Source organism: Nocardia sp. NBC_01499, from assembly GCF_045040275.1.
In the GTDB taxonomy this organism is placed as follows: Bacteria; Actinomycetota; Actinomycetes; order Mycobacteriales; family Mycobacteriaceae; genus Nocardia.
In genome coordinates, this window is record NZ_CP109426.1 from 1,486,221 (window position 1) to 1,513,060 (window position 26,840).

General features: G+C 66.0%; 28 protein-coding genes. 13 read left to right on the forward strand and 15 right to left on the reverse strand.

Translation table 11 applies throughout. The annotated features are described in order from the left end of the window. The first annotated feature begins 38 nt into the window (after nt 1-38). From OG203_RS06655 to OG203_RS06680, 6 genes are read left to right on the forward strand one after another with little or no spacing between them, the layout of a single operon-like run. Nucleotides 39-1,373: an MFS transporter gene (locus tag OG203_RS06655; protein WP_405164782.1), complete on the forward strand. Its 1,335-nt coding sequence runs from the start codon at nt 39-41 to the stop codon at nt 1,371-1,373. Beyond that, nucleotides 1,370-3,469: a 3-oxoacyl-ACP synthase III family protein gene (locus tag OG203_RS06660; RefSeq protein WP_405164783.1), complete on the forward strand. Its 2,100-nt coding sequence runs from the start codon at nt 1,370-1,372 to the stop codon at nt 3,467-3,469. Before OG203_RS06655 ends, OG203_RS06660 begins: the two co-directional genes overlap by 4 nt. A gap of 14 nt (nt 3,470-3,483) precedes the next feature. Continuing rightward, complete coding sequence (locus OG203_RS06665; RefSeq protein WP_405164784.1) at nt 3,484-5,373, forward strand: HAD-IIIC family phosphatase; 1,890 nt, start codon at nt 3,484-3,486, stop codon at nt 5,371-5,373. Further along, nucleotides 5,366-5,602 carry an acyl carrier protein gene (locus OG203_RS06670; protein WP_405164785.1) on the forward strand — a complete coding sequence of 79 codons (237 nt, stop codon included), beginning with the start codon at nt 5,366-5,368 and terminating at the stop codon, nt 5,600-5,602. Before OG203_RS06665 ends, OG203_RS06670 begins: the two co-directional genes overlap by 8 nt. Beyond that, a complete protein-coding gene (locus OG203_RS06675; RefSeq protein ID WP_405164786.1) occupies nt 5,599-6,015 on the forward strand; it encodes a VOC family protein in 417 nt (138 codons plus the stop codon). The genes OG203_RS06670 and OG203_RS06675 overlap by 4 nt, the downstream gene beginning before the upstream one ends. Nucleotides 6,016-6,024: 9 nt before the next feature. Beyond that, nucleotides 6,025-9,234 (forward strand): arabinosyltransferase domain-containing protein, encoded by a 3,210-nt coding sequence (locus tag OG203_RS06680; RefSeq protein ID WP_405164787.1) that lies wholly within the window; start codon nt 6,025-6,027, stop codon nt 9,232-9,234. Between the two features lie 52 nt (nt 9,235-9,286). Here the strand turns inward: OG203_RS06680 and OG203_RS06685 are convergent, their stop codons facing one another. From OG203_RS06685 to OG203_RS06705, 5 genes are all read right to left on the reverse strand, one after another. Further along, nucleotides 9,287-10,120 carry a hypothetical protein gene (locus OG203_RS06685; protein ID WP_405164788.1) on the reverse strand — a complete coding sequence of 278 codons (834 nt, stop codon included), beginning with the start codon at nt 10,118-10,120 and terminating at the stop codon, nt 9,287-9,289. Nucleotides 10,121-10,124: 4 nt separating this feature from the next. Next, nucleotides 10,125-10,412 (reverse strand): alpha/beta fold hydrolase, encoded by a 288-nt coding sequence (locus tag OG203_RS06690; RefSeq protein WP_405164789.1) that lies wholly within the window; start codon nt 10,410-10,412, stop codon nt 10,125-10,127. A 37-nt stretch (nt 10,413-10,449) separates the two neighbouring features. Then, nucleotides 10,450-10,725, reverse strand: coding sequence for a hypothetical protein (locus tag OG203_RS06695; protein ID WP_405164790.1), 276 nt, complete (start codon nt 10,723-10,725; stop codon nt 10,450-10,452). Between the two features lie 201 nt (nt 10,726-10,926). Beyond that, a complete protein-coding gene (locus OG203_RS06700) occupies nt 10,927-11,286 on the reverse strand; it encodes a nuclear transport factor 2 family protein (RefSeq protein ID WP_405164791.1) in 360 nt (119 codons plus the stop codon). 3 nt (nt 11,287-11,289) lie between these two features. Then, nucleotides 11,290-11,418, reverse strand: a complete 129-nt coding sequence (locus OG203_RS06705) for a hypothetical protein (RefSeq protein ID WP_405164792.1) — start codon at nt 11,416-11,418, stop codon at nt 11,290-11,292. 144 nt (nt 11,419-11,562) lie between these two features. Here OG203_RS06705 and OG203_RS06710 point away from each other — a divergent pair, with 144 nt between their 5' ends. Beyond that, the gene (locus OG203_RS06710) at nt 11,563-12,372 is read left to right on the forward strand and encodes a helix-turn-helix transcriptional regulator (protein WP_405164793.1); all 810 of its coding nucleotides are present in this window, start codon (nt 11,563-11,565) and stop codon (nt 12,370-12,372) included. Nucleotides 12,373-12,491: 119 nt separating this feature from the next. After that, nucleotides 12,492-13,091 (forward strand): TetR/AcrR family transcriptional regulator, encoded by a 600-nt coding sequence (locus OG203_RS06715; protein WP_405164794.1) that lies wholly within the window; start codon nt 12,492-12,494, stop codon nt 13,089-13,091. A gap of 19 nt (nt 13,092-13,110) precedes the next feature. On the opposite strand, the gene OG203_RS06720 is transcribed toward OG203_RS06715, so the two are convergent. The 6 genes from OG203_RS06720 to OG203_RS06745 form a co-directional block, all read right to left on the reverse strand. Beyond that, complete coding sequence (locus tag OG203_RS06720; protein WP_405164795.1) at nt 13,111-13,893, reverse strand: antibiotic biosynthesis monooxygenase; 783 nt, start codon at nt 13,891-13,893, stop codon at nt 13,111-13,113. After that, nucleotides 13,890-15,146 carry an amidohydrolase family protein gene (locus tag OG203_RS06725; RefSeq protein ID WP_405164796.1) on the reverse strand — a complete coding sequence of 419 codons (1,257 nt, stop codon included), beginning with the start codon at nt 15,144-15,146 and terminating at the stop codon, nt 13,890-13,892. The genes OG203_RS06720 and OG203_RS06725 overlap by 4 nt, the downstream gene beginning before the upstream one ends. A gap of 11 nt (nt 15,147-15,157) precedes the next feature. Beyond that, nucleotides 15,158-16,612, reverse strand: a complete 1,455-nt coding sequence (locus OG203_RS06730; protein ID WP_405164797.1) for an FAD-dependent monooxygenase — start codon at nt 16,610-16,612, stop codon at nt 15,158-15,160. 621 nt (nt 16,613-17,233) lie between these two features. Beyond that, complete coding sequence (locus OG203_RS06735; RefSeq protein WP_405164798.1) at nt 17,234-17,368, reverse strand: hypothetical protein; 135 nt, start codon at nt 17,366-17,368, stop codon at nt 17,234-17,236. 23 nt (nt 17,369-17,391) lie between these two features. Next, a complete protein-coding gene (locus OG203_RS06740; RefSeq protein ID WP_405164799.1) occupies nt 17,392-17,946 on the reverse strand; it encodes a hypothetical protein in 555 nt (184 codons plus the stop codon). 379 nt (nt 17,947-18,325) lie between these two features. Next, nucleotides 18,326-18,601 carry a chitin binding peritrophin-A domain-containing protein gene (locus tag OG203_RS06745; protein ID WP_405164800.1) on the reverse strand — a complete coding sequence of 92 codons (276 nt, stop codon included), beginning with the start codon at nt 18,599-18,601 and terminating at the stop codon, nt 18,326-18,328. A 257-nt stretch (nt 18,602-18,858) separates the two neighbouring features. On the opposite strand from OG203_RS06745, the gene OG203_RS06750 reads away from it, so the two are divergent. Then, nucleotides 18,859-19,704: a helix-turn-helix domain-containing protein gene (locus OG203_RS06750; protein WP_405164801.1), complete on the forward strand. Its 846-nt coding sequence runs from the start codon at nt 18,859-18,861 to the stop codon at nt 19,702-19,704. On the opposite strand, the gene OG203_RS06755 is transcribed toward OG203_RS06750, so the two are convergent. Next, nucleotides 19,685-20,878, reverse strand: a complete 1,194-nt coding sequence (locus tag OG203_RS06755) for an MFS transporter (RefSeq protein ID WP_405164802.1) — start codon at nt 20,876-20,878, stop codon at nt 19,685-19,687. The two genes, OG203_RS06750 and OG203_RS06755, sit on opposite strands and share 20 nt — an antisense overlap. Nucleotides 20,879-21,616: 738 nt before the next feature. Between OG203_RS06755 and OG203_RS06760 the strand changes: the two genes are divergently transcribed. Together OG203_RS06760 and OG203_RS06765 are read left to right on the forward strand one after the other, a co-directional pair. Beyond that, nucleotides 21,617-22,312 (forward strand): DUF4232 domain-containing protein, encoded by a 696-nt coding sequence (locus tag OG203_RS06760; protein ID WP_405164803.1) that lies wholly within the window; start codon nt 21,617-21,619, stop codon nt 22,310-22,312. A 75-nt stretch (nt 22,313-22,387) separates the two neighbouring features. After that, entirely contained in the window at nt 22,388-22,510 is a 123-nt protein-coding gene (locus OG203_RS06765; RefSeq protein WP_405164804.1) for a hypothetical protein, read from the forward strand. A gap of 52 nt (nt 22,511-22,562) precedes the next feature. Here the strand turns inward: OG203_RS06765 and OG203_RS06770 are convergent, their stop codons facing one another. Continuing rightward, the gene (locus OG203_RS06770) at nt 22,563-23,033 is read right to left on the reverse strand and encodes a nitroreductase/quinone reductase family protein (RefSeq protein WP_405164805.1); all 471 of its coding nucleotides are present in this window, start codon (nt 23,031-23,033) and stop codon (nt 22,563-22,565) included. Continuing rightward, nucleotides 23,030-23,809 carry a glucose 1-dehydrogenase gene (locus OG203_RS06775; protein WP_405164806.1) on the reverse strand — a complete coding sequence of 260 codons (780 nt, stop codon included), beginning with the start codon at nt 23,807-23,809 and terminating at the stop codon, nt 23,030-23,032. Before OG203_RS06775 ends, OG203_RS06770 begins: the two co-directional genes overlap by 4 nt. 138 nt (nt 23,810-23,947) lie before the next feature. On the opposite strand from OG203_RS06775, the gene OG203_RS06780 reads away from it, so the two are divergent. Both OG203_RS06780 and OG203_RS06785 read left to right on the forward strand, forming a co-directional pair. Beyond that, complete coding sequence (locus tag OG203_RS06780; RefSeq protein ID WP_405164807.1) at nt 23,948-24,592, forward strand: TetR/AcrR family transcriptional regulator; 645 nt, start codon at nt 23,948-23,950, stop codon at nt 24,590-24,592. A gap of 465 nt (nt 24,593-25,057) precedes the next feature. Further along, nucleotides 25,058-25,939: a LysR family transcriptional regulator gene (locus OG203_RS06785; RefSeq protein WP_405164808.1), complete on the forward strand. Its 882-nt coding sequence runs from the start codon at nt 25,058-25,060 to the stop codon at nt 25,937-25,939. 53 nt (nt 25,940-25,992) lie between these two features. Here OG203_RS06785 and OG203_RS06790 read toward each other — a convergent pair whose 3' ends face one another. Further along, a complete protein-coding gene (locus tag OG203_RS06790; RefSeq protein WP_405164809.1) occupies nt 25,993-26,835 on the reverse strand; it encodes a M24 family metallopeptidase in 843 nt (280 codons plus the stop codon). Nucleotides 26,836-26,840: the final 5 nt, after the last annotated feature.

Sequence of the window (26,840 nt, forward strand, 5' to 3'; positions counted from 1 at the left end):
GCGAGCACCGAGATTTCCTTCGAAAGGACTGCACGACAATGCGACGACAACAATCCGGATTCGCCACGTTCACCGTGGTGTGGCTAGGCCAACTGCTCTCCGTGGTCGGCACCCGAATGACCAACTTCGCGATCAGCATCTGGGTGTGGGATGCCACCGGCAGCGCGACCCAGTTCGCGAGCGTACTGCTGGCGTCCTTTGCCGCGACGGTGATATTCAGCCCGATCGTCGGTGTCTGCATCGACCGGTGGAACCGGCGGCTGACGATGATGTTGAGCGACCTCGGATCGGCGGCGGCCACCGGCGTGCTGCTGATCTTCTTCATGACCGGCTCGGTGCAGATGTGGCAGTTGTACCTGGTCAACTTCGCCACGGGCGCGTTCCTGGCCTTCCAGGTCCCGGTCTTCTCCTCGACCATCACCTTGCTGATGGAGCGTGGGCAGTACCCGAGGGCGAACGCGATGATGTTCGTGGCGCGTTCCGGGCCTGGGCTCTTCGCACCCGCCGCGGCCGCCGCGCTGCTCGCCGCGACGAACATCCAGGCGATCCTGCTGGTAGACACCGTGTCCTACGGCATCGCCATCGCCGCGGTGCTGGTGGTGGGGATTCCGCAGACGCCACGGCAACCCGGCACATCGCCGGCGAAGATGTGGCAGGACTGCCTGTTCGGCTTCCAATACATTCTCCGCAGCCGATCGTTCCGCAACCTGCAGGCGATGTTGATCGTGATCAACATCCTGGCTTCGCTCGGCTACGTGCTGCTGCGCCCGCTCGTGCTCACCAGGACCGGCAACAGCGTCGGCGCGCTCAGCGTGGTGATGACCACCGGGGCGTTCGGCGGCGTACTCGGTGCCGTGCTGCTCGGCGCAACGAAGGTGCCGCGCGACAAGATGCTGCGCGTGCTCGGCGCGATCGTCATCTTCAGCGTACTAGGCCGGTTGATGTACGGGTTCGCCGATATTGTTGCCCTCCTTGCGATTTCGCTGATGTTCGTCTCCTTCACCATTCCGATCATCGATGGCTACACGAACAGCATCTGGCAGGAGAAGGTCGAACCGCAGTTCCAGGGCCGCGTTTTCGCCGCTCGGCAGTTCACCGAGGAACTCACCGTTCCGATCGCAACGCTCATCGCGGGCCCGCTCGTCGACAACGTGCTGACGCCGTGGATGCGGCCGGACGCCTTGGGCGCCAAGCTGTTCGGCGGACTGTTCGGCACCGGGCAGGCCGGCGGCATCGGACTGATCTTCGCGGTGATCGGCGTGCTCGGCGTAGGGGTCGCCATTGCCGGGTTCCGCATGCCGAGCGTCCGGCGGATCGAAACACTGCTGCCCGACCACGAATCGCTGAAATCGGTCGAGGAGGCAACGGTATGAGTGCCAGCCTGCTGCGGATCGGCGTGCTTGCCGACTACCCCATCGACCCGCTCGTCGCCCATCTCGATACGGCGCTGCACGACGCCGGGCTGCCCGCCACCTTCCACACCGGCCCGGTCGACCAGATTCGGCAGGGCCTCGACACCAGCTGCGAAACGGACTGCAGCGCAACGGATGTGCTGATCGTGGCGCCCCGGTTCGATGAGCTAGGTCCGCAGTGGACGGCGGACCTGCTCGGCCTCGCGGATGCCGCGGCGGGCACCGTCGGACGCACCAGTGGATCCCTGCTGTTCGTGCTTCCCCCGATGCCGGAGGACCGGGCGTTCGGTGTGGGCGACACCGGAGCACCCGCCGGGGCGGTAGCGGAGGCGACGCGCGCCCGAGAAGCCTTGCGCGCCAAGCTTATCGCACTGCCCAACGTGTACCTGGCCGACGCCGAAGAAGCGATCAGGGCTGTGGGCACCCGCCTGTCCTACCACCCGGCGGGTTCGCGGCCCCGGCGCTATAGCGACGAGCTGTTCGCCTGTCTCGCAACACAACTCGTCCGGATACTCGGCACTCGATACGGCACGGCCTGTCAGGCCGTGGTATTCGACGCGGACAGTGTGTTCGGCGAGGGCGCCGCGACGTTGCGCGAACCGGTCCGCGAACTGCGGCGAGCCGGGATCCGGCTCGCCGTCCGCGGCGCCGGTAACCCGTCCGGCGTGTGGGCATCGATCGCGGCCGCGTGCCCGGAGCTCGTGGCATGTGCCGAAACGTCTGTCGTGGACGGGCGCCCGGTCACCGAGCAGCTCGCGGTGATCGCCGCCGCGCTCGACGTGCCGACATCGCACACCGTGCTGGTCACGGCCGACGCCGGACTGGCGGACGCGGGTCTGCTACTCGGTGATCGGCACGAGTCCTGGCCGGGCCGGTTACGCGACGGCGGGCTGTTCGACCGCCCCGCCCCGCTCGCGACCACGCTCGGCCCGGTGCTGCTCGCCGAAACACCCCCGCCACGAACGGATTTCGCGGCTCCCCGGACCGGCATGGTCGACGCCGTACCCGGACCGGACGACGCCGCGCCGTCCGGCCCGGTCGTCCCGTTCGGGATCGTCGCCTTCGGGAAAGCGTTGCCGGAGCCGTCCGAAGTAGCCGGTGCCGCACCGGATTACACCGCGGAACTCGACCGGGTCCGCGGTTGGGGATATCGGCGGTTCCACCGGGCTCCTGACGGTGTCGGACTCACCGACCTCGCCGTCGCGGCCGGGCTCGAGGCGCTCGCCGAGGCCGGTGTCGCGGCGAGCGAGGTCGATCTGGTCGTGCTCGCGATCGCGGACCTCGCCGAGTACCTGTACTGGGACGCGGCGGCGGCGACCCAGGCCCGGTTGGGCGCACACCGCGCCGAGGCGGTGTTGATCAACCAGGCGTGCGGCGGCGGCGTCGCGGCGTTCGACCTGGTGGCGGGCAAGTTCGCCGCGCACCCCGGCTATCGCACCGCGTTGCTGATCGGCGCGAATCGGGTGTGTGAAACGTACTGGAATCGGATGGAGATCAATACCAGCATCTACTCCGACGGCGCCGCGGCCGCCGTGCTCCGGCGTGACCACGGTGCCTGCCGGTGGCTGGCCACCGAATTCATCACCGACGGCGCGTACGCGGACTTCATGCGGATGGATGTCGGCGCCGCCGCGCATCCGTTCACCCCGGACGCGACGGCACCGCCGCGGGTGCGGAGTCCACAGGACCGGCTCGACGAGTTCTTCGCCGGTGACGTCCGCAAGATGTTCGCCTTCCTGTCGACCCTGCGGGCCCGTAGTCGCGAGGTGGTGGACGCGGCCTGCGCCAGGGTCGGCAGCACCCGCGCCGACCTGCGCCGGGTGATCCATTTCAACGACAACGCCCGCCAGCTCGCCGAACTCGCGACCGAACTCGGCATTCCGACGGCACGGACGAACGCGGAGATCGCGCTCGACCACGGCCACGTCGGCTGCGCAGACCAGCTGCTCACCTTGCAGCACCTGCTGGCCGAGGGGGACCTCGCCGCCGGCGACCTGGTGGCACTGACCAGCACGAGCAGCGGCATGCACTGGATCTGCACGCTGCTGCGGGTGTGAGAAACGAGAGAACAATGCACAACGCCCACGACATCCTGACCCGAATCCGAGCGACCCGAAACCCGGACGCGGCGCCGGACCCGACCCTGCTCGACGCGCTCGGCGCACTGCTGGAGCTGAATCTACCCACCGCGCAACGGGATGCGGGCCGCCTGCTGGCCGATGTCCCCACCGCGCGCATGACGCCCGAGGGCCGCACCCTGCGACCACTGCGGGTCGCGATCGCCGCGACCTTCACCGCCGAGTATGTCGCGCCGATGCTGCGCGTCGAGCTGTTGCACAGCGGGATCGAGCCGCAGATCCAGGTCAGCGGATTCGACCAGCTGCTTGCGCAATTGAGCGATCCGGACTCGGACCTGTCCCGGTTCGACCCGGACGTCACCTTGTGCCTACTGCACGACCACGCGCTGCTGCCGCAGCGGTGGGATCCCGCCGAGCTTTCCGTGCTCGCCGAGCAGATCACGGACCGATCCGCCCTACTCGAACAGGCGGTGGCCGGTTTCGCCGTACGGTCGGCGAGCGCGGTTGTGCTGCACACGGTTCCACTCTCGCGGCCGGCGCAGCGCACGGTGATCGGCTTCGCCGGGCGGGCCGAACTCGGGCGCCGATGGCGGGAGCTGAACGGACGGCTGCTCGGGCTGGCCGAGCGGCATCCCTCGGTGTACGTCCTCGACTTCGAAGCGCTGCTCAGCGACCACCCCGGCCCGGTGCGCGACGATCGCCTGTACCACTTCGCCGGGATGGCATGGACGCCCGCCGTGGAACTGGCATATGCGCGGGAGGCGGCCGCGTTCTGCCGGGCGACCGCGGGACTCGCCAAGAAGCTGCTGGTCGTCGACCTGGACAACACGCTGTGGGGCGGTGTCCTCGGCGACGACGGCCCCGAGGGAATCCAGATCGGTGGGCGCTACCCCGGCAACTGCTACACCCACCTGCAACAGTCGCTGGCCGCCCTGCGCAGCCAGGGCGTATTGCTCGCGGTGTGCAGCAAGAACGAGCAGACGGCGGTAGATGACGTATTCGCCACCCATCCCGAGCTGGTCCTGCGGTCCGACGACTTCGTCGCGCGAATAGCCAACTGGGGCAGGAAGGATCACAACATCCGCCAGATCGTGCAGACCCTGAACATCGGGCTGGACAGCGTGGTGTTCGCCGACGACAGCCCGTTCGAATGCGATCTGGTCCGCGAGCAGATTCCCGAGATCGACGTCGTGCACCTCGACGGCGACCCGGCACGGTACTGCTCGGCTTTGCTGGAACCCCAGTTCTTCGGTGCCCTCGCGACGGTCGCCACCGACCGGGACCGCACGTCGTTGTACCGGTCCCGGGCAGGCCGCGAAGAGTTCGCCGCGTCGTTCGCCTCCGCCGAGGACTATCTGGCCGGGCTCGACCTGCGCGTGCGGGTCGCACCCGCCGACGAGTTCAGCCTGCCTCGGCTGATCCAGCTCGGACTGCGCACCAACCAGTTCAACCTCAACCCGCGCGCCCATACCGAGCACCGCACCCGCGAGATGGCAAGTGCCGCCGCGTATCTGGTGCTCGGCTTCGAGGTCGAGGACCGATTCGGCCGCGAGGGTCTTGTCGGCGCGGTCTGGGTGGCAAAGGGTCCGGAGCACTGGCTTATCGAGAACTTCGTGATGAGTTGCCGGGTGTTCTCCCGCGGCATCGAATACGCGGTGCTTGCCGATCTCATCGATGCCGCGCGCGGCGATGGAGTTCGCGAGCTGCAAGTGCTGTACCGGTCCGGTGACCGTAATCAGGCCGCGGGCGGCCTCGTCACCGAATTCGACCTGCTCGACGAAACCGATGGTCTCGCGCGGTACGGGCTCGACCTGACCGCCGCGCGCTCCCGCACACCGCACTGGATCACCCTGAACCGAAACGAGGAACCCGCCGATGTCTGATATCACCGTCGACCTTGTCGATCTTGTCGAGCGGGTCACCGAGCACCCCGGCATCACGACAGCGATGAAGTTCGAGAGCCTGGACAACTGGACCAGCCTCGTCGCACTGCGCCTGCTGACCGATATCGAGGACGCCTTCGGCGTACAGCTGGATCTGCGGGCCTATTTCGCGGTCACCGACGTCGGCCAACTGTCCGCATTGATCTCCGACGCACTGGCCGTCCGATGATCCGCCGCATCGATCACGTCGGCCTGGTCGCGCCGGACCTCGACTCCGCCGCGACCGGTCTGCGGAGGTTGACCATGCGCCCGGACGCGACGGACGTCGTGCGGACCTACGGCGTCACCTGCCAGTTCTGGCACTGCGCTGGCGATCGCGTCGCGCTCGAGGTCGTCGCACCGGCCGAGCCGGGCGACCAGGTGAGCGGACATCTCCGTCGCCAGGGTCCGGGCTTGCACCACATCGCCTTCGAGGTCGACGACATCGACGTGGCGCTGCGCACCCTCCGGGACCGAGGCGCCGTGCTGGTGGACAGCGAGCCGAGGCAGGGCGGGCAGGACGGGCTGCGGATCGCCTTTGTCCATCTGGGCCCGGCGACCGGTCTGCTCGTCGAGCTCGTCGAATATCCGAATCCGCAGTAGGACCGCACCATGAACGAAGTCAACATCGCCATACCACGCACCGGGCGACGGTGGCGGATCATCGCGATTCTGGCCGGCGCGGTCGGCGCGCTTCTGGCGGTGTCGGTACCGCTGCTGCCGGTGAACCAGGAACAGGCTTCGTTCTCGTGGCCGCAGGCGCGATTGGCGAATGTCACTGCCCCGCTGCTGTCGTACTCGCCGCTGCGGGTGGACGCTCAGGTCCCGTGCGCGGTGATCAACGCCCCGGGTCCGCAGGGTGCGACCCTGCTGTCCACGGTGCCGCCCGCATCCGGTGCCGCGCGCCGCTACGGCTTGGATGTCGCAGTGACACAAGGGAATCGACTGCAGGTGGTGTTACGTGATCGCACGTTGATCGATACCGCGGTCGCGGAGCTACCCCCGGACTGCCGACTGATGATCTCGGCGGACAGCGCCCGCACCACCGTCGATCTCGGCGGCAATCCGGTTGTGCTGGAAGGCGATTACCGACCACAGCTGGTGGGGTTGTTCACCGATCTGACCGGCTCGGCGCCGTCGGGCATGCAGGTGCGGGTGCTGATCGATTCGCGGTTCACCACCTCGCCGACGGTGTTGAAACTGGGTGCGATTGCCGGTGCGCTGGTGGCGACCGCGTTGGCGCTGGTGGCCGTGTATCGGCTCGATCGCCTGGACGGCCGCCGACACCGTCGGGCGGCGCGGTGGCGCAGGTGGCGGCCGCGGCCGATCGATGGTGTGGTCGTCGGGATTCTGGTGCTGTGGTACTTCATCGGCGCGGGCACCACCGACGACGGCTACGTATACGGAATGGTCCGCGCCCTCGGGCATGCCGGCTATCTGGCGAACTATTTCACGTACTTCGGGGTGCCCGAGTCGCCGATGGGGCTCCCCTATTACAACGTGTTCGAGCTGTTGGCCCGGGTCTCGACCGCGAGCATCGTGCTGCGGTTGCCCGAGCTCATCGCGGGCGTGCTGTGCTGGCTGCTGATCAGCCGCGAAATCGTGCCGCGACTCGGCATCGCCGCGCGGACCGAGCGGGCCGCGCTCTGGGCCGGCGCGGGGGCACTGCTGGCGTTCTGGCTCCCCTACAACAATGGCCTTCGGCCGGAACCACCTGTCGCCCTTGGGGTTTTGCTGACGTGGCTGCTGATGGAGCGGGCGCTGGCCACCCGACGACTGACGCCAGCGGTCGCCGCGCTGATTCCGGCCACCCTGTCTCTGGTGACCAACCCGGCGGGATTGATCTGTTTCGCGGCGCTGGTGGCCGGCGCTCGCCCGCTGGCGCAGCTCGTCGTCGCGCGCGCAAGGACGTCGGGCTTCGCGGCGGTGCTTGCGCCTGCCGCGGCGGCGGGTCTGGTCGTGCTGACGATCGTGTTCGCCGGACTGCCGGTGTCCGAAGTCACGACGATGTGGCAGACGCACACCGTCGTTGGGCCCGAGTTCCATTGGTACGACGAGTATTTCAGGTACCGGCTGCTGTTCCAGTCGACGCCGGACGGGTCGGTGGCGCGCCGGTTCGCGGTGCTGTTCATGTTCCTCGCCCTTGCCGTTGCGGTGTCGGCGCTGCTGTACCGGAAGGGCCGGATTCCGGGGCTCGCGGCCGGACCGACGCGGCGGATCGTCGGCACCACCGTCGGCGCTGTCGCGTTGATGGCGTTCACGCCGACGAAATTCACCCACCATTTCGGGGTGTTCGCCGGGCTCGCCGGCGCCGTCGCGGTGGTCGCGGTCGTCGCGGTGGGGCCCCGGTCAATGCGATCGGCGCGGGACGCAACGATGGTCGCCGCCGCTGCCGGCGCAGTGCTCGCCCTCGCGCTGGCGAGCGAGAACGGTTGGTGGTACGTGGCCGGTTACGGTGTTCCTTGGTGGGACAAACCCGTTGCGGTGCACGGCATCTCGATGGGCACGGCAGCGCTGGCCGGAGCCGTGGCCTTGGCGCTGCTCGCGGGCTGGTTCCACATTCGTGAACCATTCCGCCGGACCCGACGCCGTTCGCGACGACGGATACCTGTGCTGGCCGTCGCCGTGGCGCTGATGATCGCCTTCGAGGTCGTCTCGTTCGGCTACGCCGCCGTGCGGCGGTACCCCGCGTATTCGCCCGCGACATCGAACTTTTCGGCCCTTGTCGGCAAACCGTGTGGACTGGCCGACGCCGTCCTCGTCGAACCTGATCCGAATGCTGGTCTGCTACAACCGCTCTCAGGCAATCCGAGCACCGCGCTCGGCGCGAGCGCCGAGTCCGGATTCACCCCCGACGGTGTCGACCTCGACGACCTGACCCCCGATCCCTCCGACGCGGCGAGCGGAACCGTCGGGAAAACCGTGGCCGGCGCGAACAGCTCCGCGACCGGCGGCAGCGGCGGTTCCGGCACGCCAGGGAAACCCGGCATCAACGGCAGCACAATCCCGTTGCCCTACGCCCTGGATCCGGCGATGACCCCCATCCTCGGCAGCTACGGCGGCCCGGCCGCGCCGACGAAGAAGCTGATCTCCGACTGGTATCGGCTGCCGATACCGGACGCGAGCGGCAGCCGCGGCGAGCTCGTCACCATCACCGCTGCCGGGCGTATCGCCTCGACCGATGTCGACAACGTCGCCGTCGGCGGCGCGAACGTGCGCCTCGAATACGGTGTCACCGGCGGCGACGGCGGCGTGCGAGCTCTCGGCGCGATCGCCCCCGACGATGTGAGCGGGCTCCCACCATCCTGGCGGAATCTGCGGATCCCATTGCGGCACTTGTCTTCCGAAGCGGACGTGGTACGCATCGTTGCCGTGGTCGACAGCTCCGACCCCACGCAGTGGGTGGCCGTGACACCACCGCGCGTGCCGCACCTGCGAACCCTCGACGCGCTCGTCGGCCACACCGACCCCGTCCTGCTGGATTGGCTTGTCGGCCTGCACTTCCCGTGCCAACAACCATTCCAGCATCGCGACGGCGTCGCCGAAATACCCGAATACCGCATTGCCCCGGACTATTCGGGCGCCATGGTGACCGGCAACTGGGAAGCTCACGACGCCGGAGGCGTCCTCGGCTACACCCAACTCCTGACCCGATCCGAAACGCTGCCCTCCTACCTGAAGGACGACTGGAAACGCGACTGGGGCCACATCGAGCGACTCGTCCCCCTCGACGCGACCGCGACACCAGCCCACCTCGACATCACCCCCACCCGTCGCCCCGGATGGTGGAGCCCAGGACCGTTGAACCTCGGAATCCGCTGAGCCGACCGCTGTCTTGTCGAGCCGGACGACAACCAACCGAAAGTGGTGTGGCTCAGTACACCCAAAGGCCGCGGTAACGCACGATCAGCAGAGCGAGCACAGTGCCGACGATCCAGACGGCAAGCCCGACAAGGGAATGCAGACCGGAACGCGCATACGGGCTGACGTGTCGCCCCAAGCGGAACAGAACTTCGCGCTGCGTGCCGTCGATCGGAGCCACCAGATAGTAGAGGCCATAGGGCAGGGTCAGGTGAAATATCCACAGGACCGTCCGCCAGCTGAAGCGTTCACGCCAGCGCCGCACCAGCGTCCTGGTTTCTACCGCCAGCAGCACGGACAGGCAATTGCCGACGCCGAGCCACGCCAGAATCGGTAATACCATGTCCGGCAACGTCACACCCAGCGCCTTCCACGATTGATCTGCCACGGTGAAGATCGCGGTCAAGATCAAGGTCGGCAGGCCGACGATGACCAGCAACGCCAGGTTCTTGGTCAGCAGGATCCGGCGCAACGACATACCGCCCGCCATACTCGATCGCACCCGCTCGGCGTCGAGTCCGAGCACATTCGTGGTAGTCACATCGGCCAGGATGAACGTGGCGAAATAGGTACCGACCAGCACCACCAGCCCATGCCGATGCGTGGTGCTGCCGGCCAGCGGTGCGATGAGCAGGTAAAGCAGCGACAGGACTACGTTGGCGCCGACACCTTCGAGCCAGTACCGCGGCGGGGCGAACGACCATCGCACCTCATCGACTATGCGTCGCCACAGCCCGTGATCCGGCGCGATCAACGGTGGCGCAGGCGCCGATACGCCGTCCGACTGTAAATACGCCCGGAATCTGTCGTGCACACCGACCCGCGCACCCCGCACTGTTGCGCGCACCGGGTCAGTCCAACGATTCGACAAAGTTACCTATCTTGGCAGCGACGATCTCCGGAATCCGTCGCGGAAGGTGGTGTCCCCCTTGCCCGACCAGCTCCAGCCGAGAACACAGCGGCTGATCGTGCAGCGCGCGAGCGGTAGAAACAGGACTCACCTTATCCATCGAGTCGGCGACGATCAATGTCGGCCAGGAAACCGCGCCATATCCATGCGCGGGATGGATCTCGGCGAGCGCCTGCCGGATTGGCTGGGTGGCGCGGTCCTGGTATCGACGGGCCAGCCAACTACGCACCGAATTAGTTGTGCTGGCACATGATTGGCAGTCGCCGTTATTTGCAGGCTTGGTCCAGTTGATCGATGTCTTTGCTGAACACGTCGCGCGTGGTGCCGTTGTCCTTGTCCCGAGCCGTCACCGCGGCCGCTCGGACGCCTTCGTAGTCGTTTCGGTCTGTCGGCTCACCAGCTTGGCTCAGATCGGCTCGGGTTTGCCGTATGGCGTCGCCGCAACTGAGCTGCGGGGCGGCGGTGGCCGTGCCAGCGACAGTGAGCGCGCCGAATGCGAGAGTCCAGATGACGAGGGTGACCGCTGTCCTGCGGAGCTGCATTGCTGTTCCTCTCGTTGAGATGGCTCTGACGTTCCGAATCCACTCGGCAAGCCGGCCTCGCTGGGCATCGACATCGCCTTGCGGGTTTCACGAATTCGATGGGGCCCGATCAAGCAGGCGACGACAAGTCTGCCAAACCAGCGCCCCGGACCACCTCGTTATTGTGTCGAGCACCGACATAGCCGCTGTTTCGTGACCGATTCACAGCTGGTTGTTCCACATTCGGAACATCGTGCATTTGCCGCGGTTGTCGAACGTGACGGTCCACAGGTTGGCGAAGTCGCCGAGTTCTTTGTAGTGTCCGGTGCCGCCGATCGCGGCGGTGTCTCCGGTGATCATCAGGATCGACCACTCGAAATTCCACCCGCCCCGCTGCCATTCCTGCCGGCCGCGCCAGCCATCGACGATGGCGTCACGGCCGATCCAGTCGGTGCGGTAGGGCCATTCGTGATACTCCGCGTCCGGGCTGAACAGTGCTGCGATGTCTTTGGCCGCGTTGGTATTCCACGCATGCACATATCGGTCGACCCACGCCTGTACTTGTTCCTCGGTGATCGTCACGGGTCAGCCCTGGACCGTCGGCCGGACGACGATTTCGTTGACGTCGACCTCGGGCGGCTGAGCGATCGCGTATTCGATCGCCGCGCCGATTCCGCTGCTCGCCCCGGTGATCAGGACAACCTTGCTCGACACCGCACCCACAATGACCCCTTGTCTCGGCATTTCGGCGCTGGTGCTCCACCGCCGGTATCGAGCATGCGGCTTGGCTGGCGATAAGCCCAGGTCGTGGCTTCCTGGGTGTGCGGAACCCAGGAACGGCCGTCGTAGGATGTGGTGATGACCGGCAACGAACTCGGCGAGTTTCTGCGCACCCGTCGCTCCCGGCTGACCCCCACGCAGGTCGGTATGCCGGTCGCCGGTCCACGGCGCGTCTCAGGTCTGCGCCGCGAAGAGGTCGCTGTCTTGGCCGGTGTCAGTGCCGACTACTACACCCGGCTCGAACAGGGGCGAGAAACAAAACCGTCGGGGCAGATGATCGACGCGATCGCGCGGGCATTACGCCTGGACGCCGACGCGCACTGGCATGTCTTCCGGCTCGCCGGTCTGCTCCCACGCCCCGAAGTGGCCGCCGAACAAGACGTGGTCGACCCCGAACTACGCCGTCTCATGGACGCCTTCCCCAACGCGGTCGCCTATATCGTCAACCGCCGACTCGACATCCTCGCCGCCAATGCTGTCGCCGACGCGTTGCTCGAACCATTGGCCGACCCCCGCAACATGATGTTCTCGCTGTTCCACGATCCAGCCGCCCGGACCCTGTTCGCCGACTGGCCAGCCGTCGCCCGTGACGCGGTCCACGCGCTACGGCTGACCACTGGCCACCTCCGCGACGTCCGGACGGTCGCGCTGATCGACCAACTCCTGGCCACCAGCACCGAATTCGCGGCACTGTGGCACGACAACGACGTCCAGGGTTTGGGCCGCAAGGCCAAAACGTTCGACCACCCACGATGCGGCCGACTCGAACTGATCTATCAGGCCTTCGATGTGCAGCACGCGCCCGGACAGCAACTCCTTGTCGGCACCGCCGCACCGGACAGCGCGGATACACTGGCCATTCTGGTCGCTGAGTCCGTTCGCTGCTGAGTCCACCGCTTTCGGGGATCCAACTTCCCACACACTGCCTACTCGGTGGGACTTTCCCCCTAGTCTTGGTCGCACCGTGCTCGGCCCGCGAACGAGCGTTCTTGTTTTAGACTGCGATCATGCCGCGGATCAGTGACGAACTCTTCGCCCAGCGGCGGCGACATGTGCTGACCAGCGCATGGACCTGCTTCGCGCGCGACGGTTTCCACGCGACCTCGATGGACCAGATCGTGGCGGCGACCGGATTGTCCATCAGTGCGGTCTACCGGTACTTCCCCAGCAAGGACGACTTGATCGACGCCACCGCCGGTGAGGCGCTCGAACTCATCGGCTCCCTGTTCGACGAGTTGGTTGCTACCGAGCCGACGCCGACCCCCGATCAAACGGTGACCGTGCTCGTCGACGCCCTGCACCGACGGGGCGAACACGAAGGTTACGACCTGTCGCAGTTGGCCATGCAGGCATGGACCGAGGCTCTGCGACGCCCGCAGATGCGCGGACTGGTCCGCGACTACTACCGCTGCACCCAGGCGAACTTCGCCGAACTGGCCCGTCGGTGGCGGACCGAGGGCTACATCGTCGCCACCGCCGACACCGATGCCGTCGCCGCACTGTTGACCACATTGATGCCCGGACTGATCGTGCTCGAGCATCTCGGCGACGGCACTTCGGCGCAACGACTGATCGCGGGTATCAGCGGGCTCGCCACTTCCCGCTGACCCGAATTCTGCTGTGCGGCTAGGTCTCCGGCGTCAGCAGTTGTGCTTGCGGCGGCCAGTTCACCAGATCGGCGGCGGACTTCTTGAACAGGTCCATGTGCGCTGTCCGATGGTGCGCGGCCATGGCCGCCTGGTCGGCCCACGACTCATAGACCACGATCGTGTTCGGGTCGTCGGTGGCTCGATGCAACCGGTAGGTCAGACAGCCGGGCTCCTGCCGGGTCGCCGTGGCCACCGTGCGCATCAGCGACAGCACTTCCTCCGCATGGCCGGGTAGCGCTTCGAGTCGCGCGACGGTGCAGACTGTCGAGTTGTCCTCGCCGCCAACAGGTTCGGTGCGAGCGCTGGCGCCGACCCAGGGTGAGTCGAATTCCACCGCCGCTTCGCCGAGTCCGTGTGGCTCGGTGGTGTAGAAGCGCAGCCAGAGTCCGTCCGGATCGGGGACCACCAGCAACCAGCCCGCCAGCGCAACGACCGGTGGGGAATGGTCGATGCCGAGTGCGTCCAGTGCGGTGATCATCGTGTCCAGACCGGCCCGATCCGCGAGGGCGAGGGTGAGGAAGTCGTAGCCGTTCAAGGCCGTGGCCGTCGCCGGATCCAGCCGCAGTTCCAGGCGGCCGGGCAGTCCGGGCACCTCGAGGATCACCGCGAACAGCGTGCCGTCGCGACGGCGGTGATCCAGCTCGGCGATGCGGCGAGCGCCGAGGACAGCGCTGTACCAGTCGGTGCTGCGCGCCAGGTCGGTGACCGGCAGCTTGATGTGGTGGATCCCGTGCGGCGCCGGGAGGTCAGCGGTGGTCATGATCGAACCAACTCCGCTGCGGAAAGTGTGGCGCGACGGTCGACGCGGACCCCGCGCCGCCAGATCGTGTCGATGTCGCGTAAAGCGGTGATGTCCTCGACCGGATTGCCTCGGACGAGCAGCAGATCCGCGCGCAGCCCCTGCGCGATGCGGCCACGATCCTCGAGCGCGAAAGCCGTTGCGGCAGTGGAGGTTGCCGCGGTCAGCGCCTGGGCCGGGGTGAGCCCGGCCCGCACAAGCAGCGCCAGTTCCCCGTGGTAGCTGATGCCGTGGGTGGTCGGGTGATCCGCACCGCCGGTGGCATCGGTGCCGACCAGCAGTGGCACGCCGAGCCGGAACATCCGGACCGCGGCGTCCGCGCCGTGCATCGCCTGGACCGCGATCGGTCCGACACGTTGAGCAGGCTCGGTGGTCCGGACGTGTTCGAGGGCGCTGAGCCAGTCCGGGTCGGCGTAGGGTCGCAGTCTGGGATCCTCGGCCAGCTCGAATTCCACTGGCGTCAGGCTCATTCCGGCCAAGGTCGTCATCGTCGGCACCACGAACTTCCCCGCTGCCGCGGCGGCCTCGACCAACTCCTGATCCGAATGGCCGTCGGACGGGGCATGCGCCAGGACATCGACGCCACAGGCGATCGCCTGCTGTGCGGCGCTGCGCGTCCAGGTGTGTGCTGCGGTGCGCAGTCCGCGGGCGTGGGCGGCCTCGACGAGGGCGATGATCGTCTCCGAGCTCAGTGTCGGCATCGCGTGCCCGATGACGGTGCCGTCCTCGATGAAGATCTTGAGGTGGTCTGCTCCCTCGGCGATCCGTTGCGCCACAAAGGCATCCGCGTACTCCGGTCCCGCGACAGTGGGAAACGGAGCCAACAGGCCGATCTCGACCAGTTGTCCGGGATGACCGCCTGGCGCGGTCGCGCCGACGGTGGCGATGCGCAGATCTGCCACGTCGTCCCGAGTCTGTGCCACCGCACGTACGCGACGGGAAGTGGCGGCGTCACCACCCATGCACAGCTCGGTGGTGACGCCGAAAACCAGGGCCTGGCGCAGCTGGCCGACGCTGGTGGTGTGGGTGTGCGCGTCGATCAGGCCGGGCAGCAGGGTCCGGCCGGTGCCGTCGATGACGGTGGCATCGGCCGGTACCGGCAGGTCGCTGCCGACCGCGACGATTTCCGCGTCGCTGATCAGGACATCTCGGCGCGACAGCAGGCGCGTGCCGTCGAACACCGCGGCCTGGCGAATGAGGGTTGTTGCGGACATCTCCGAATCTCCTATCCTCGGGTGTTGAGCAGATAAGGGAGCAGGTGGTCGGCCACGTCGGCCGGTGCGCCGTGCGCTGCGAGGTAGCCGTCGGGGCGTATCAGCAACGCGGTGTCCAGTTCTCGCATCTGCCGCACCGCGAGTACGTCGGGTTCGATGGGGACGCGCGGTTCGATTCCGTAGGGCAGGGCCAGGGTCCAGCGCAGTCCGGTCGAGGGCACGATCGTCGGCGAAACCCGTTGCCCGACACGATGAACACCTTGATCCGACGGCTCGGTGTAGCCGATATCGAGCTGCGCGAGCTTGGCAGCAATCCACTCGGTCACGCCTGGTACAGCGGCGGCCGCGGCGAGGACCTCGTTGCGGAGTCGGCCCGCCGCCGGGTCGCGCACGGTGGCCAATTTGGCGAACTGGCTGGTGAAGGCGACGAGTCCGGCGGCGACCGGGTGCCGCTCACGGTGGTAGCTGTCGAGCAGTTCATCCGGCGCGAACCTGTTGAGCACGGCCTGCAGCTTCCACGCCAGGTTGCCCGCATCTTGGATGCCGGTGTTCATGCCCTGCCCACCCGCCGGACTATGCGTGTGCGCGGCGTCGCCGACCAGGAAGATCGGCCCGGCACGGAAGCGTTGCGCGACGCGTTCTTGCACACGGTAGGTGGAGGCGCTCACCAGCTCCGTTACCCGGACATCGGCCGAGCGCGGCCCACGATCGACAAGCAGCCGCTCGATATCGGCGGGCCTCGGTGCCGAGCGATCCGGCGTCGGCGCGACGATGCGGTACTGCCCGCCCGCCAGCGGCGAGACGAGCAGCATGCCCGCCGGTGAAAGGAAGAAGGTGGTGTCCTGCTTGACCATTGGAGCGCCGCTCAAATGCACGTCGGCGATGGCGAACCACTGCTCGGGCGCCGCACCGGGGAAGTCGATGCCTGCTGCCGTCCGAACCGCGCTGTGCACGCCGTCGCAGCCGACCAGGTAGCGCGCCGAGATCGCACGGAGCGCACCGTCGGGCCCGCTGATCGTTGCCACGATGCCGGGGAAATCGTCAGTGACACTGAGGAATTGGTGATCACGGTGGACCATGCCACCCAACTGAGCCAGACGCTCGAGCAAATGCTTTTCGGTGTCCTGCTGAGAAATCAGCAGGACATAGGGGTACGGCGTATCGAGATCGTCGTAACAGGCTCTCAGCAGCGTGTTTTCGCGGTCGTGCACACAGAACCCGCGACCCCGAACGCCGGCCTGGACAAGATGTTCACTGACACCGATCCGGTCGAGATACTCCAGCGCGCGCGGCTGCACCGCCGCCGCTTTGCTCCCTGACTGAATCGCCGAATTATGGTCGATCACAACATGATCCACACCCAACAGCCGCAGGCTCGCGGCCAACGTCAAGCCCGCTGGACCGGCACCGACGATCAGCACCTCGGTCTGGATGGGTAGAACCGGAATGGTTGATGCCGACGCCATGACGCCCTCCTCGGGACTGACGGCCGCCCCTCGTGCCCACTCGAGCGAGATCCGCCCATGCGTGGCAAGCAAGGAAGCGACCTGATCCGGCTAACACAAACGATCGTTCTCGTTACGTAGCAAGCCTAACGACTCCGACGGGCAAACGCAAACGATCGTTCTCGTTTGATGCATGCATCGACTCGGGCCTACCGAGCGGACCGCCGACGAGATCGCTTGCACGCCAATGCATCCCGTTGCCGATGCGTGGTCCGATCGCGAAGATTCAACGCCAACGATCGTTATCGTTTAATCCAGCCCCGTTGATCGTCGAACCAGCAAGTTCGGCTGTAGCGGCCAAGTTCTTCCAGAGGAAACCCGACTACGACCTATTGGCGACGATTGCGGTCATCGTGGCGGGCGCGAGTGGCCGGGTGGGGATTTCGGTGTCGTCGGCGAGGCCCACGAGCAATCGTCATGTCCTTGACCTCTGACGCAAGCAACCCCGTTCGCGCCACCACTTGGTCCGCGAACTGAGCGGGCATCGGCAAGAGACAACCGCGACAGCCGATGATGCGCCCAGCTCAGCCCGACCATGTGAAACGCTTGCTGACGGCCAACCGAGGGGCTCTCACCCGTAGGTCAGCGCTTCAGCTTGGCCACCTGCGCGGCCAGCAGCCGATCCCCGAAAGTAATGCTCTCAGCGGGCATTTCGGGCCGGTAGGAGCCAATGTTGCCGCTGATATATTCGACCACCGTGCGCTTGCCAACCGTCACGAAACGCACGACGGCGGCCGCGGTCAGACTGCGGTGCTCTTGTTGCCCAGTTCCCGGATGTAGGACATCTCCTGCACTGAACCAACCCCGGCGATGTCCTTGACCACGGGCACCTCCCAGTCAATGGCCTGATCCGACCCATCGCGATTGCGCACCGAGACGTCCAAGGCTGGGCACGCCCGCATGGTCGAGGCCAGCGCATCGATGTCAACGACCCGGTTCAGAACTGCGATCTGTACGTCATAGCGGGGCTTGCCGTCGGCGGTCTCGACCCGGGCCAGCGCGGCCGCCAGCGGATCGGCGCCGACGATCGGAATGGCCGCGTTGCGCGCCACGCACTCCGGGCTGTTCCGGCCCGAGGCGACACCGACAGTGCCGAGCGTGACAGCATCGGCCGCAGCGGGCAACACATAGGTAATCTCCGGCGTATCGGCATTGCTCACCAGATATTCGGACATCGGCCGCGGCGCGACCGTAGTGGTGGGAGCAGCGCTGCTGGTCACCGCCGTCTCCTCCGGACGGTCGGAACATCCCACAGCGACCACCGCCACCCCCACCAGCAAACCCGCGAAAACCATTCGACGGCACGACATGACGCGCTAACCCCCCAGATCCGAAACGCAACCACTTCATAGCGGCGGCGGTAGCCTATCCTGCGGCGAATCCGGGACCGATCGCCGGTCCGCCTCAGCAGAACCAGGACCGGCTGATCCCAAACGAGCATCGGTGCACCCGCACCATCACGACCTCGTCGAAGCACATGTAACCACGCACAATTGATCATCACCCCTCGACGACCCTCCCCGGAGAAGGCACCTCCCTTCGCCCCCAGCCACGACTCACTCATACCGAGCTAAGGCCACAGTTGCCAGCCCCGTCGCGCTACGCGGAGGGGTTGTTCGTTTCCAGCACGTCCGTCCGACCTGGATGCTCGGTCGGGCTCAGCTCACCCGATCGTCACTCTCTGAAGGCGGGATTGTCATCGATGGAGACGTTCTCCGAGAAGTCGCAGACCTTCAGGGTTGGGTTGAAAACCTGCCGCTTGCCGTTGGTTTGTAACGGGCACGGCGTCATCACGGGCCGACCCCACACGAGGGTGATGAACCTGGTGGCATCGTCTGGATCTGGATAATCGTCGTTCGCCGACTGGGAGAAGTCCCGTGCCCGCCACTCCGCCAAGGTTGCCCGCTGTGCGTCGGTAAGAGCAGCTTCCCATTGTTCTTGATTAGTCATGATGGATTCCCTGCCTGAAGTAGTGACAGCCGTTGCACCCCAACTGATTTCAAGCTTACCGGGGTATATGGTCGCATGTTCGGGCGCTCTACACCGGCGTATCCGGCGATCCGAGTGTCTGCGGGTAGTCGTGCGGCACGTCTGCGAACCCCGGCCCGCCATACGCTCGATTCACTCCACCATCGCCTCCGCACGGCGGAAATGACTCCAGCCGTTGGTACCGTGATCGCATTGGAGTTCCATCATGGGGGTGCACGGTGACGCAGGTCGAGGGAGTGCACGGCCTCGATGAGGTACTGGCCGGGTTGCAGTGGCGTTTCGCGGGACGCGACGAGTTCACGCTGACGGCGGGTCAGTGGGAATTCATGGCCGAACCCAGCGCGCTCGTCGTACTCGATGGCCTCGTCCGCGTCGAAGGTCTCAGCGCGACAGAGGATTTGGCGAGCGGCGATTTCCTGTTCGTTCCGGGTAACGGCCGATTCGCGATCAACGCGCTGGCATCGGGCCGGGTACTGCGCGTGCGGCTCGACCCGGTCGGCAGCGGCAGCGCGATGGCCGCTTTGCCGCAGCGGCTGCTGCTGACCGATTTCGTCGAGCAGACGCCGCTGGCCACGGCGATGATGCGCCACCTGGTCGAGCAGTGCCCCGACCCGTTCGGTGTGCAAGGTGACCGGGTCGCCACGTTGATCACGTCGATGGCGATCGAGTCCTGGCATACCCGAGGATGCGCGCCGCAACGATGGCTGTTGAAGGTGAACGAGCCGGGGGTGGCGCAGGCGGTGGCCGCCATGCACGCGGATCCCGGGCAGGAGTGGACCGTCGAGGCGCTGGCGCGAGTCGCACTGGCATCGCGGTCGGGTTTCGCCGCCCGGTTCCAGGCGGCGACGGGGTCCACGCCTGGGCGGTATCTGACGAAGCTGAGAGTCGAACGGGCGCAACGGTTTCTGGTGGAGAACGACCTGCCGATCGGAACGGTGGCCCGACGCCTCGGCTACCGGTCGGAGACCGCATTCGGGCGGGCGTTCCGGCGGCATACGGGCCACACGCCGTCGCAGTGGCGGCGACTGGCTCGTTGCTCGTCGGCTAGCGCGGTGCCCGGGTGAGCGATACCCGCACCAGTACCCCGCCGAGAACCGCGGCCAGCGCGGCGAGTCCGTAGGTGGCGGTGAGCCCGATGCTGTCCACGGCGCGGCCTCCGACAGCGGAGCCAAGGATGATCGCCACCTGGAAGCCGCCGACGACCAGCCCGCCGCCTGCCTCCATGTGCGCTGGCAGCACCCGCGATACCCACACCTGCACGAGATTGAGAATGCCGCCGAACGCACCGCCCCAGACGAGCATGGCAAGGTAACCGAGGACTGGAAGATCCCCGGCGGCGATGATCACCAGCAGCGAGACGCCGATCGCCACGGGTACCGCTACCAGCAGGACGCCGAGTCGCCGGTCGGCCAGCGATCCGAGGACGAAGTTCCCGATCAAGCCACCGACGCCGAACAGCGCGAGTAGCACCGGGATCACTGCCGGACGGGCATGCAGCAGTTCGTCGAGGGCAGGGCGGATGTAGGTGTATCCGGCGAAGTGTCCTGCGATGATCGATACGACGCTGACCAGGCCTAGCGCCACTCCTGGCGTCCGCAGCGCGGCACCGAACGCCGCGAATCCGATGCCCTCGTTGGGCGCGATCGGCGGCAACATCAGCCGTACCGCGACCGCCGTCGCAACAGTTGCCCCCGCCACGACGACGAATGTCGCCCGCCAGCCCGCATAGGTGCTCAGCAGTACCCCGAGCGGCACACCGGCTACCGTGGCTACGGTGGTCCCCGCGTTGATGATCATCATCGCCTTACCGAGCCGTTCGGTCACCACCAGCTGCGAGGCGACAACCAGCGCCATCGACCAGTATCCACCCACCGCAACACCGAGCAGCAGTCGCGCGATCAGCAGCAACGCGATATTCGGCGCAAGAGCCACAACAACATTCGACACCGCTGCGGCGATGGTCAACACGATCAGCAACGTCCGCCGATCCACCCGCGGGAAAAGCGCCCCCAACGCGAGCGCGGCAATCAGCGCGGTCAGCGCCGTCGCACTCACCGACAACCCGACCACCCCCTCGGGCACTCGAAGGTCGTTCGCGAGCGCGGTGAGTACACCCGGCGGCAGGAACTCCGCGGTCACCAGCGTGCAGCTGCCGAGGAACATGGTCAGCAAGGCAGGCCAGGCCGCGCGGTGTGAAAGCCCCGCTGCCGCAGTGCCGGTCGTCGATATCGTGGTCATGCCGGATGCAACAGTCCGGACCGTCCTGCCAAGCGACTCAAACGCCACGGCGATCGTCCCGAACGCCAACGTTGGGCGGCGGGCGCTTGTCTGCTTGCCCGCCACGGTCGGTGTGCTCCGGGTTCGCCGAAGGCCAACCTGGCGTGGACGTAGACGAGAAGCGAACTGCTAGCATTGCGCGCCGCGCCCAACAATCTAGGCATTCAGTTCCTGCAAGGCTTGATCTGTTCGATCGCTGGATCGACCACGCCTGAGCAGGAGCCGAAATCGCCATCCTCGAGTCAGCACTGGTGTCCGGAGGGGACACGAACACTACGCCTACCTGCTCCATCAGCAGATCTCGCTGGAGATTGAGTCCTGAGCGGCAGAACCTCTCCGCCCACCGTCCAGCACCATGACCCCGAACGCATCGGACAACCCGGCATGTCAGTTCGTCCACACCGGATCTCCTAAGCGATCGCGGAACTCGTGGTCGATGGATTGAAAATCGGCTGGCGCCTGCTCGGCTCGGCACTTCTGACGCCCCCACTTTCTGGGGCACGGTCCGCACAGCCCGGCGTTAACACTTTGACCGAAGGTGCCCGGAGCAGGGAGTTTCGGACAACGCTGCGGCGAACTGCGTTGATTTGCCGCCGATTACACAACTCCTTGCTGACGCGTGACGTAACGGCGACTGACACACCTCGATGTGCAGCTTGCATACCGAACGATTGCAGTACCGAACTCCAGGGGGATCTTATGCGGATCAAATCACTGATCGTCGCCGGCTTCGCGGCCGGCGTCGCCATTACCGCCAGCGGTTGCGACCCGACCTCGACACCGCCCCAGGCGACCCGAACCCCGCTGCCTTCAGCACAATCCGAGCAGCCCACCCAACCGGGGCACGCGAGTGAGCCCGGCGGCAGCGTCCCCGAGCCCGGCGGCAGCGTCTCCGAGCCCGGCGGCAGCGTCCCCGAGCCCACCGCCGTGCCCGCGACCAGAACCGCCGTCGCAGACCCGCCGACTCCCGCCGACACCGCGCCTCCGAAATGCGTGACCGCTCAACTTCGCCTGGACAAGGGAGTCGGCGGCCAGGTGGGCGGGACCTGGTTCCTGAGGTTCATCAACTCCAGCTCGCGAACCTGTGTCCTGCAAGGGTTCCCGGGTGTCTCGCAAACCAACGGCCCCACCGGAGAGCCGGTAGGCGAACCCGCCGCGCGGGACCAGGGCCCGCAGGCGCCCCAGCCTGCCCCGGTCACGCTCGCACCAGGCGGGGCAGCGCAATTCGAGTTCATCTCCTATCCCAAGCAGATCAACGAGTGCGCTGCCCTGCGCACGAACACGCTGCGCGTCTACCCGCCCGACAACACCGAATCACTGTGGCTGCCTTGGGACAACCTGATCTGCCCGAGCCCACAGCACATGCTCGTCGTCCGGGCGATCACACCCATGTAGGCGCAGCCCCTGACGGCATCGAAGCCGTCGCTCGTTCGGCCCCTCGCTGAAGTCGCGTCCCAACGGGCGACCTTCATGGCTGTGTCAAGAAAGTCCAGCGCCGCGAACCCGGATGCTCGATCACCAACTCGTCCCGCGCTCGGGCTCGAGCAGCTGGCCGGTGACGACGAGCCCAAGCTCGCCGAGGCGCCGGTCTAGCCGCGACTACACCCCAGCCCCTGGGAGCAGGTTAGCTGTCGAGGGTCCGCGATCACGGCCGGAAGCTGATGCGCATCAGCCGACTGTCAGCCCAGTCTTCGAGCCGAGTCGGCCCGATGGTGCCGGGGTCGTGGGGCTGATTGAGATCCGCGACGATCTCCGCCAGTACGGCCTGACGTTCGGCTGGCTCGGTGACAGGGGTGGCCCATGCGGGCAGATCTGCTCGGATCCCGTTCTTGAGGTGGAAGGTGAATTTGGGATTGGCGAGAAGGTTCGCATGCCAGTCGGTCGCGGTACCGGCGGCGCCGCTACACAGATACGTTGCGCCTGCGGCTCGGTAGAAGAAGATCTCGATGCGGCGTGCTCGGCCGGTGTGGCGTCCCATTGTCGTGATGTCGATGATCCGTTCGCTGGTGCCCGCGGCGGGGGTGATCTCGATGGCTCGTCGAATGTGGTTGGGCAGGTGCGATAAAGCCGCGTCCCGCGCGGAGCCAGTCAACCCGGTCGTGTTTGGAGTGCTCATGCGGTCGCGGTCTGCAGGGCGGGGCCGAGGAGCAGTCCACCGTCGATGACGTATTCCGAGCCCGTGATGAACGAGGCGTCTGATGAGGTGAGGAACAGCAGAAGCCGGGTGACGTCGGTCGGTTCGCCGAGTCGGGGGATGGCGAACGGCTCGGGTGAGTAGAAGTCGGCGATTGGCGCGGTGGCGCCGGCTGCTGGTTCGTTGATGAAGGGGGTCGCGATCACGCCGGGGTGGATGGTGTTCACTCGGATGTGGTCACGGCCGAGCTCGAGTGCCGCCGTTCGGGTGAGGCCTCGCACGGCCCACTTGCTCGCGACGTACGGCGCGTAGTGCGCCGTACCGCCCACGCCCATGGTCGAGGCGATGTTGACGATGACTCCCCCTGCTGCGCGGCGCAAGGCGGGGGCGGCGACCTTGATGCCGAGGAAAGTCCCGGTGAGGTTGACGTCGAGGATGCGCGACCACGTGGCCTGGTCGGTATTCTCGATTGTCGCCGGCGGGTTCTGCACGCCCGCGTTGTTGACGAGCACGTTCAGGGCGCCGAAGGCGTTCTCGGCGGTGAGCACAGCGGCGGTCCACGAGTTCTCGTCGGTGACGTCGAGGCGGGTGAAGCGAGCACGGGTCCCGAGCTCGTCGGCGAGAGCGGCGCCGCGTTCGGCGTCGATATCGCCGATCACCACGTTCGCTCCCTCCGCGTGAAAGGCGCGCACGTGGCTCGAGCCCTGGCCGCCGGTGCCACCGGTCACGAGCACGGTCTTGTTGTCGAAGCGGGACATCAGATGTTCCTTCGGTATGTGGGTAGCTGACCGGGATCATCAGTGATGACCGGTCGATGGTGAGCCGGGCGACTCACCACTGCGACATTAGGTCGGTGACAGTGGTGAGTCAAGCCACTCACCTCGTATACTCGGCCCATGAGCAGGGTCGTGACGACGTATCACCAGCGTGTCGCCCAGGAGAAGCGCGCGCTGATCGTGACGGCCGCGACCGCACTGTTTCTCGAGTTGGGCTACGACCGGACCTCGCTGGCGCGGATCGCGGAGCACTCGGGCGTTTCGCGGGCCACCTTGTTCAAGCAGTTTCCGAGCAAAGCTGCCCTGTTCGACGCCATCGTGACCGAGTCCTGGTCGACCGCTGACGAGGAGAAACCTCCGCCAGCGGGCAACGTCGTCGACGGGCTGAGCATCATCGGTCGCCGTTACGCCGAGCTGCTAGGCCGTGCCCAGATGACCGACCTGTTCAGGATCGTCATCGCCGAGCTGCCGCGGTTCCCCGAGCTGGCCCATGCGCAGTTCGCGCACGGGAAGATGCCCTACTTCGAGTCCGTACGCGACTACCTCCTGGCCGAGCACGAGGCGGGAACGGTGCGGGTCGAAGACGTTGACCTCGCAGCCACCCAGTTCCTTGGCATGATCTCCAACTACGTCTTCTGGCCGACACTGCTGGTGCCGGGCTGGGAGGTGAGCGCCGAACGCGTCGCTCAGGTAGTCGAGGAGGCCGTGCGCACCATCGCCGCCCGGTATGGCACGACTGGACCAGAGACGTCCACCAACGACTGAGTCCCGCCGACCGCGACTAGCCTCACCGCCACCAAAGGAGCTGATACCTGAGCAATCGAGGCTGTCGGCCCCGAGGGTGTCCTCGGAGCATCCCAGAGGCGGATACCGAAGGTCGATGTGCTGACCCACCTCGATCAGCACGGCCCGACCAGAGTCTCAGCAGCGGACCCAAACGTCCACGGCCCCGCTCCCCGGTGGAAACACCCAACGACAGCAAATGGGGTGGCCCAAGACCCGCAAGCCAGGCCTGCAACTACACCCCTCATCTACGAAGAGCCGGTCTAAGCCTCGCAACACGACTCGCTTCACAGACCCAACGACTTACCAATTGCGCGACGCACTAGTGCCCGAGCTATTCTCGCTGACATTGTCGACGTTCGGCTTAAACCGTGGCATGCGGCCACTGGGGCCGTGCGGCTGCCGACCGTCGCATAGTATCTTTCTCGGGTGAGATCTCATGCAAGCTTGGCGGCTTTGCGAGCATTGGAAGCCGCAGAGCGATTACGCAGTTATACGCTGGCGGCAAATGAGCTCTTTATCACCCATAGCGCGGTCAGTCATCAGATACGTCAGCTGGAGTCGTTGGTCGGCGTACCCCTGTTCGTCCGCACCGGCAATCAGATGCGGCCTACTGCCGCCTGTGAGCAGCTCGCCGCCAGCTTGCGCCGCAGTCTGCGCGACATCGATGAGGCATTGAGTCTTGCTGGCACCGCACATGGCAGCGGCGGGCTGCCGTTGGAGTTGAGCGTGATGACGGACCTTGCCGATGCATGGCTCATTCGGCATTTAGGCGAATTTACCGATTCGCGACCGGATATCAGATTCGTACTCCGGCGGCATACCGAGATGTCACCGCCGGATCCGGCACCGGTTGACGTCGGTATCTGGCATCGCCCCCTCGAGTTGCGTGGATTCCGATCGCTGCGCTTACCCGGCGATATGATCGTCGCCGTATGTAGCCCCGAGCTGCTGACACATTTTCCATCCTTGACGATCGAGACGATGCAGGAAGGACCTCTGCTGCATTTCGAGTCCAGGTCGTGGAAGGAATTCTTCGAAGCTGCGGGGAGCATCTACGCCGAACCGCCTGCCGACGTGATATACACCGACGCGGGCGGACTGCTCGGCGCCGCTCTGGCAGGCCGAGGTGTGGCGATGATTCGGAAATTGGTTGCGACACCTTATTTACATTCCGGCCAGCTGGTGCAGATCGGTGATATCGAAATTCCCGCCCACCTGAGCTATTGGATAAACTGGCGAGATGACCACCCACGAGCCGCCGAGATCAAGGCGTTCTCCGATTGGCTGTGCCGGCAACTCGACCAAGCGCTATCGGACGGCCCGTAACCGATAATCAGCGTCGAGACGCAGGTCCGATCGACGGGCAATCCGATGAAGGCTTACCAGCGAGACCGGTGATCATAGAAGGTGACGTCCTCGCCCTCGCGCAGATCGAGCACCTCGCATCCGGTGTCGGTGACCGCGACCACATGCTCCCAGTAGACCGTCAACGAACCATCCGCCGAAGCTGCCGACTGCGTGACATTCGACAGGCGAACACCCTCGCCGTTCCCCGCGCAGATGAACGGCTCTACGGTAATCACCATGCCCTTCTTCAGTATGCGCCCGTTGTTCCGCGGATCCTCGTAGTACGGAATCAGCCAGCCATCCGCATGGATCTGCCCTATCGAATGACCGGTCGCGCTCGCCACCCGCAGCATCGAGAAGCCGTAGGATTCGACGTAAGCTTGAACCTGTTTGGCGATTGTCTGCAACTCCGCGCCGGGACGCACCAGACTGATCCCCAGGCACATCGCCTGATACCCAACGGCGGCAAGCAATCGGGCCTGTGCCGAGGTCTCGTCGCCTATGATCCACATCCGCTGCGTATCGCCGCACCAACCGTCCTTCTTGAGGCTGACATCGATGCCGAACAGATCTCCATTCCGCAGTGGAATTTCGCTCGGTTCGCCACTGAATGCGATCTCGTTGTGAGCGATGGAGACAGCAGCAAATTCGCTGGAATCGTAACCTGACAGATCTTCTCGGTCGATTTCGGCACCATACTTATTGACTATCAAATCGTGGGCGATATCGTTGATTTGCATCGACGTTACACCAGGCTTGATGTGTGGCGTCAACTCTTCGAGCACCCTCGCCGAGATTCCTCCTGCTATACGCAGCATCGCAATCTCGTCGGGTGTCTTGACAGAAATTGCGTTGTAGTCGACACCATAGCTCATGATAC

What these genes read in the sequence shown, in the direction of transcription:
- OG203_RS06655 (WP_405164782.1), top strand. Translation starts at nt 39, where the DNA reads ATGCGACGACAACAATCCGGATTCGCCACGTTCACCGTGGTGTGGCTA.
- OG203_RS06660 (WP_405164783.1), top strand. Translation starts at nt 1,370, where the DNA reads ATGAGTGCCAGCCTGCTGCGGATCGGCGTGCTTGCCGACTACCCCATC.
- OG203_RS06665 (WP_405164784.1), top strand. Translation starts at nt 3,484, where the DNA reads ATGCACAACGCCCACGACATCCTGACCCGAATCCGAGCGACCCGAAAC.
- OG203_RS06670 (WP_405164785.1), top strand. Translation starts at nt 5,366, where the DNA reads ATGTCTGATATCACCGTCGACCTTGTCGATCTTGTCGAGCGGGTCACC.
- OG203_RS06675 (WP_405164786.1), top strand. Translation starts at nt 5,599, where the DNA reads ATGATCCGCCGCATCGATCACGTCGGCCTGGTCGCGCCGGACCTCGAC.
- OG203_RS06680 (WP_405164787.1), top strand. Translation starts at nt 6,025, where the DNA reads ATGAACGAAGTCAACATCGCCATACCACGCACCGGGCGACGGTGGCGG.
- OG203_RS06695 (WP_405164790.1), bottom strand. Translation starts at nt 10,725, where the DNA reads ATGCAGCTCCGCAGGACAGCGGTCACCCTCGTCATCTGGACTCTCGCA.
- OG203_RS06710 (WP_405164793.1), top strand. Translation starts at nt 11,563, where the DNA reads ATGACCGGCAACGAACTCGGCGAGTTTCTGCGCACCCGTCGCTCCCGG.
- OG203_RS06715 (WP_405164794.1), top strand. Translation starts at nt 12,492, where the DNA reads ATGCCGCGGATCAGTGACGAACTCTTCGCCCAGCGGCGGCGACATGTG.
- OG203_RS06720 (WP_405164795.1), bottom strand. Translation starts at nt 13,893, where the DNA reads ATGACCACCGCTGACCTCCCGGCGCCGCACGGGATCCACCACATCAAG.
- OG203_RS06725 (WP_405164796.1), bottom strand. Translation starts at nt 15,146, where the DNA reads ATGTCCGCAACAACCCTCATTCGCCAGGCCGCGGTGTTCGACGGCACG.
- OG203_RS06730 (WP_405164797.1), bottom strand. Translation starts at nt 16,612, where the DNA reads ATGGCGTCGGCATCAACCATTCCGGTTCTACCCATCCAGACCGAGGTG.
- OG203_RS06740 (WP_405164799.1), bottom strand. Translation starts at nt 17,946, where the DNA reads ATGGTTTTCGCGGGTTTGCTGGTGGGGGTGGCGGTGGTCGCTGTGGGA.
- OG203_RS06745 (WP_405164800.1), bottom strand. Translation starts at nt 18,601, where the DNA reads ATGACTAATCAAGAACAATGGGAAGCTGCTCTTACCGACGCACAGCGG.
- OG203_RS06755 (WP_405164802.1), bottom strand. Translation starts at nt 20,878, where the DNA reads ATGACCACGATATCGACGACCGGCACTGCGGCAGCGGGGCTTTCACAC.
- OG203_RS06760 (WP_405164803.1), top strand. Translation starts at nt 21,617, where the DNA reads ATGCGGATCAAATCACTGATCGTCGCCGGCTTCGCGGCCGGCGTCGCC.
- OG203_RS06765 (WP_405164804.1), top strand. Translation starts at nt 22,388, where the DNA reads ATGGCTGTGTCAAGAAAGTCCAGCGCCGCGAACCCGGATGCTCGATCA.
- OG203_RS06770 (WP_405164805.1), bottom strand. Translation starts at nt 23,033, where the DNA reads ATGAGCACTCCAAACACGACCGGGTTGACTGGCTCCGCGCGGGACGCG.
- OG203_RS06775 (WP_405164806.1), bottom strand. Translation starts at nt 23,809, where the DNA reads ATGTCCCGCTTCGACAACAAGACCGTGCTCGTGACCGGTGGCACCGGC.
- OG203_RS06780 (WP_405164807.1), top strand. Translation starts at nt 23,948, where the DNA reads ATGAGCAGGGTCGTGACGACGTATCACCAGCGTGTCGCCCAGGAGAAG.
- OG203_RS06790 (WP_405164809.1), bottom strand. Translation starts at nt 26,835, where the DNA reads ATGAGCTATGGTGTCGACTACAACGCAATTTCTGTCAAGACACCCGAC.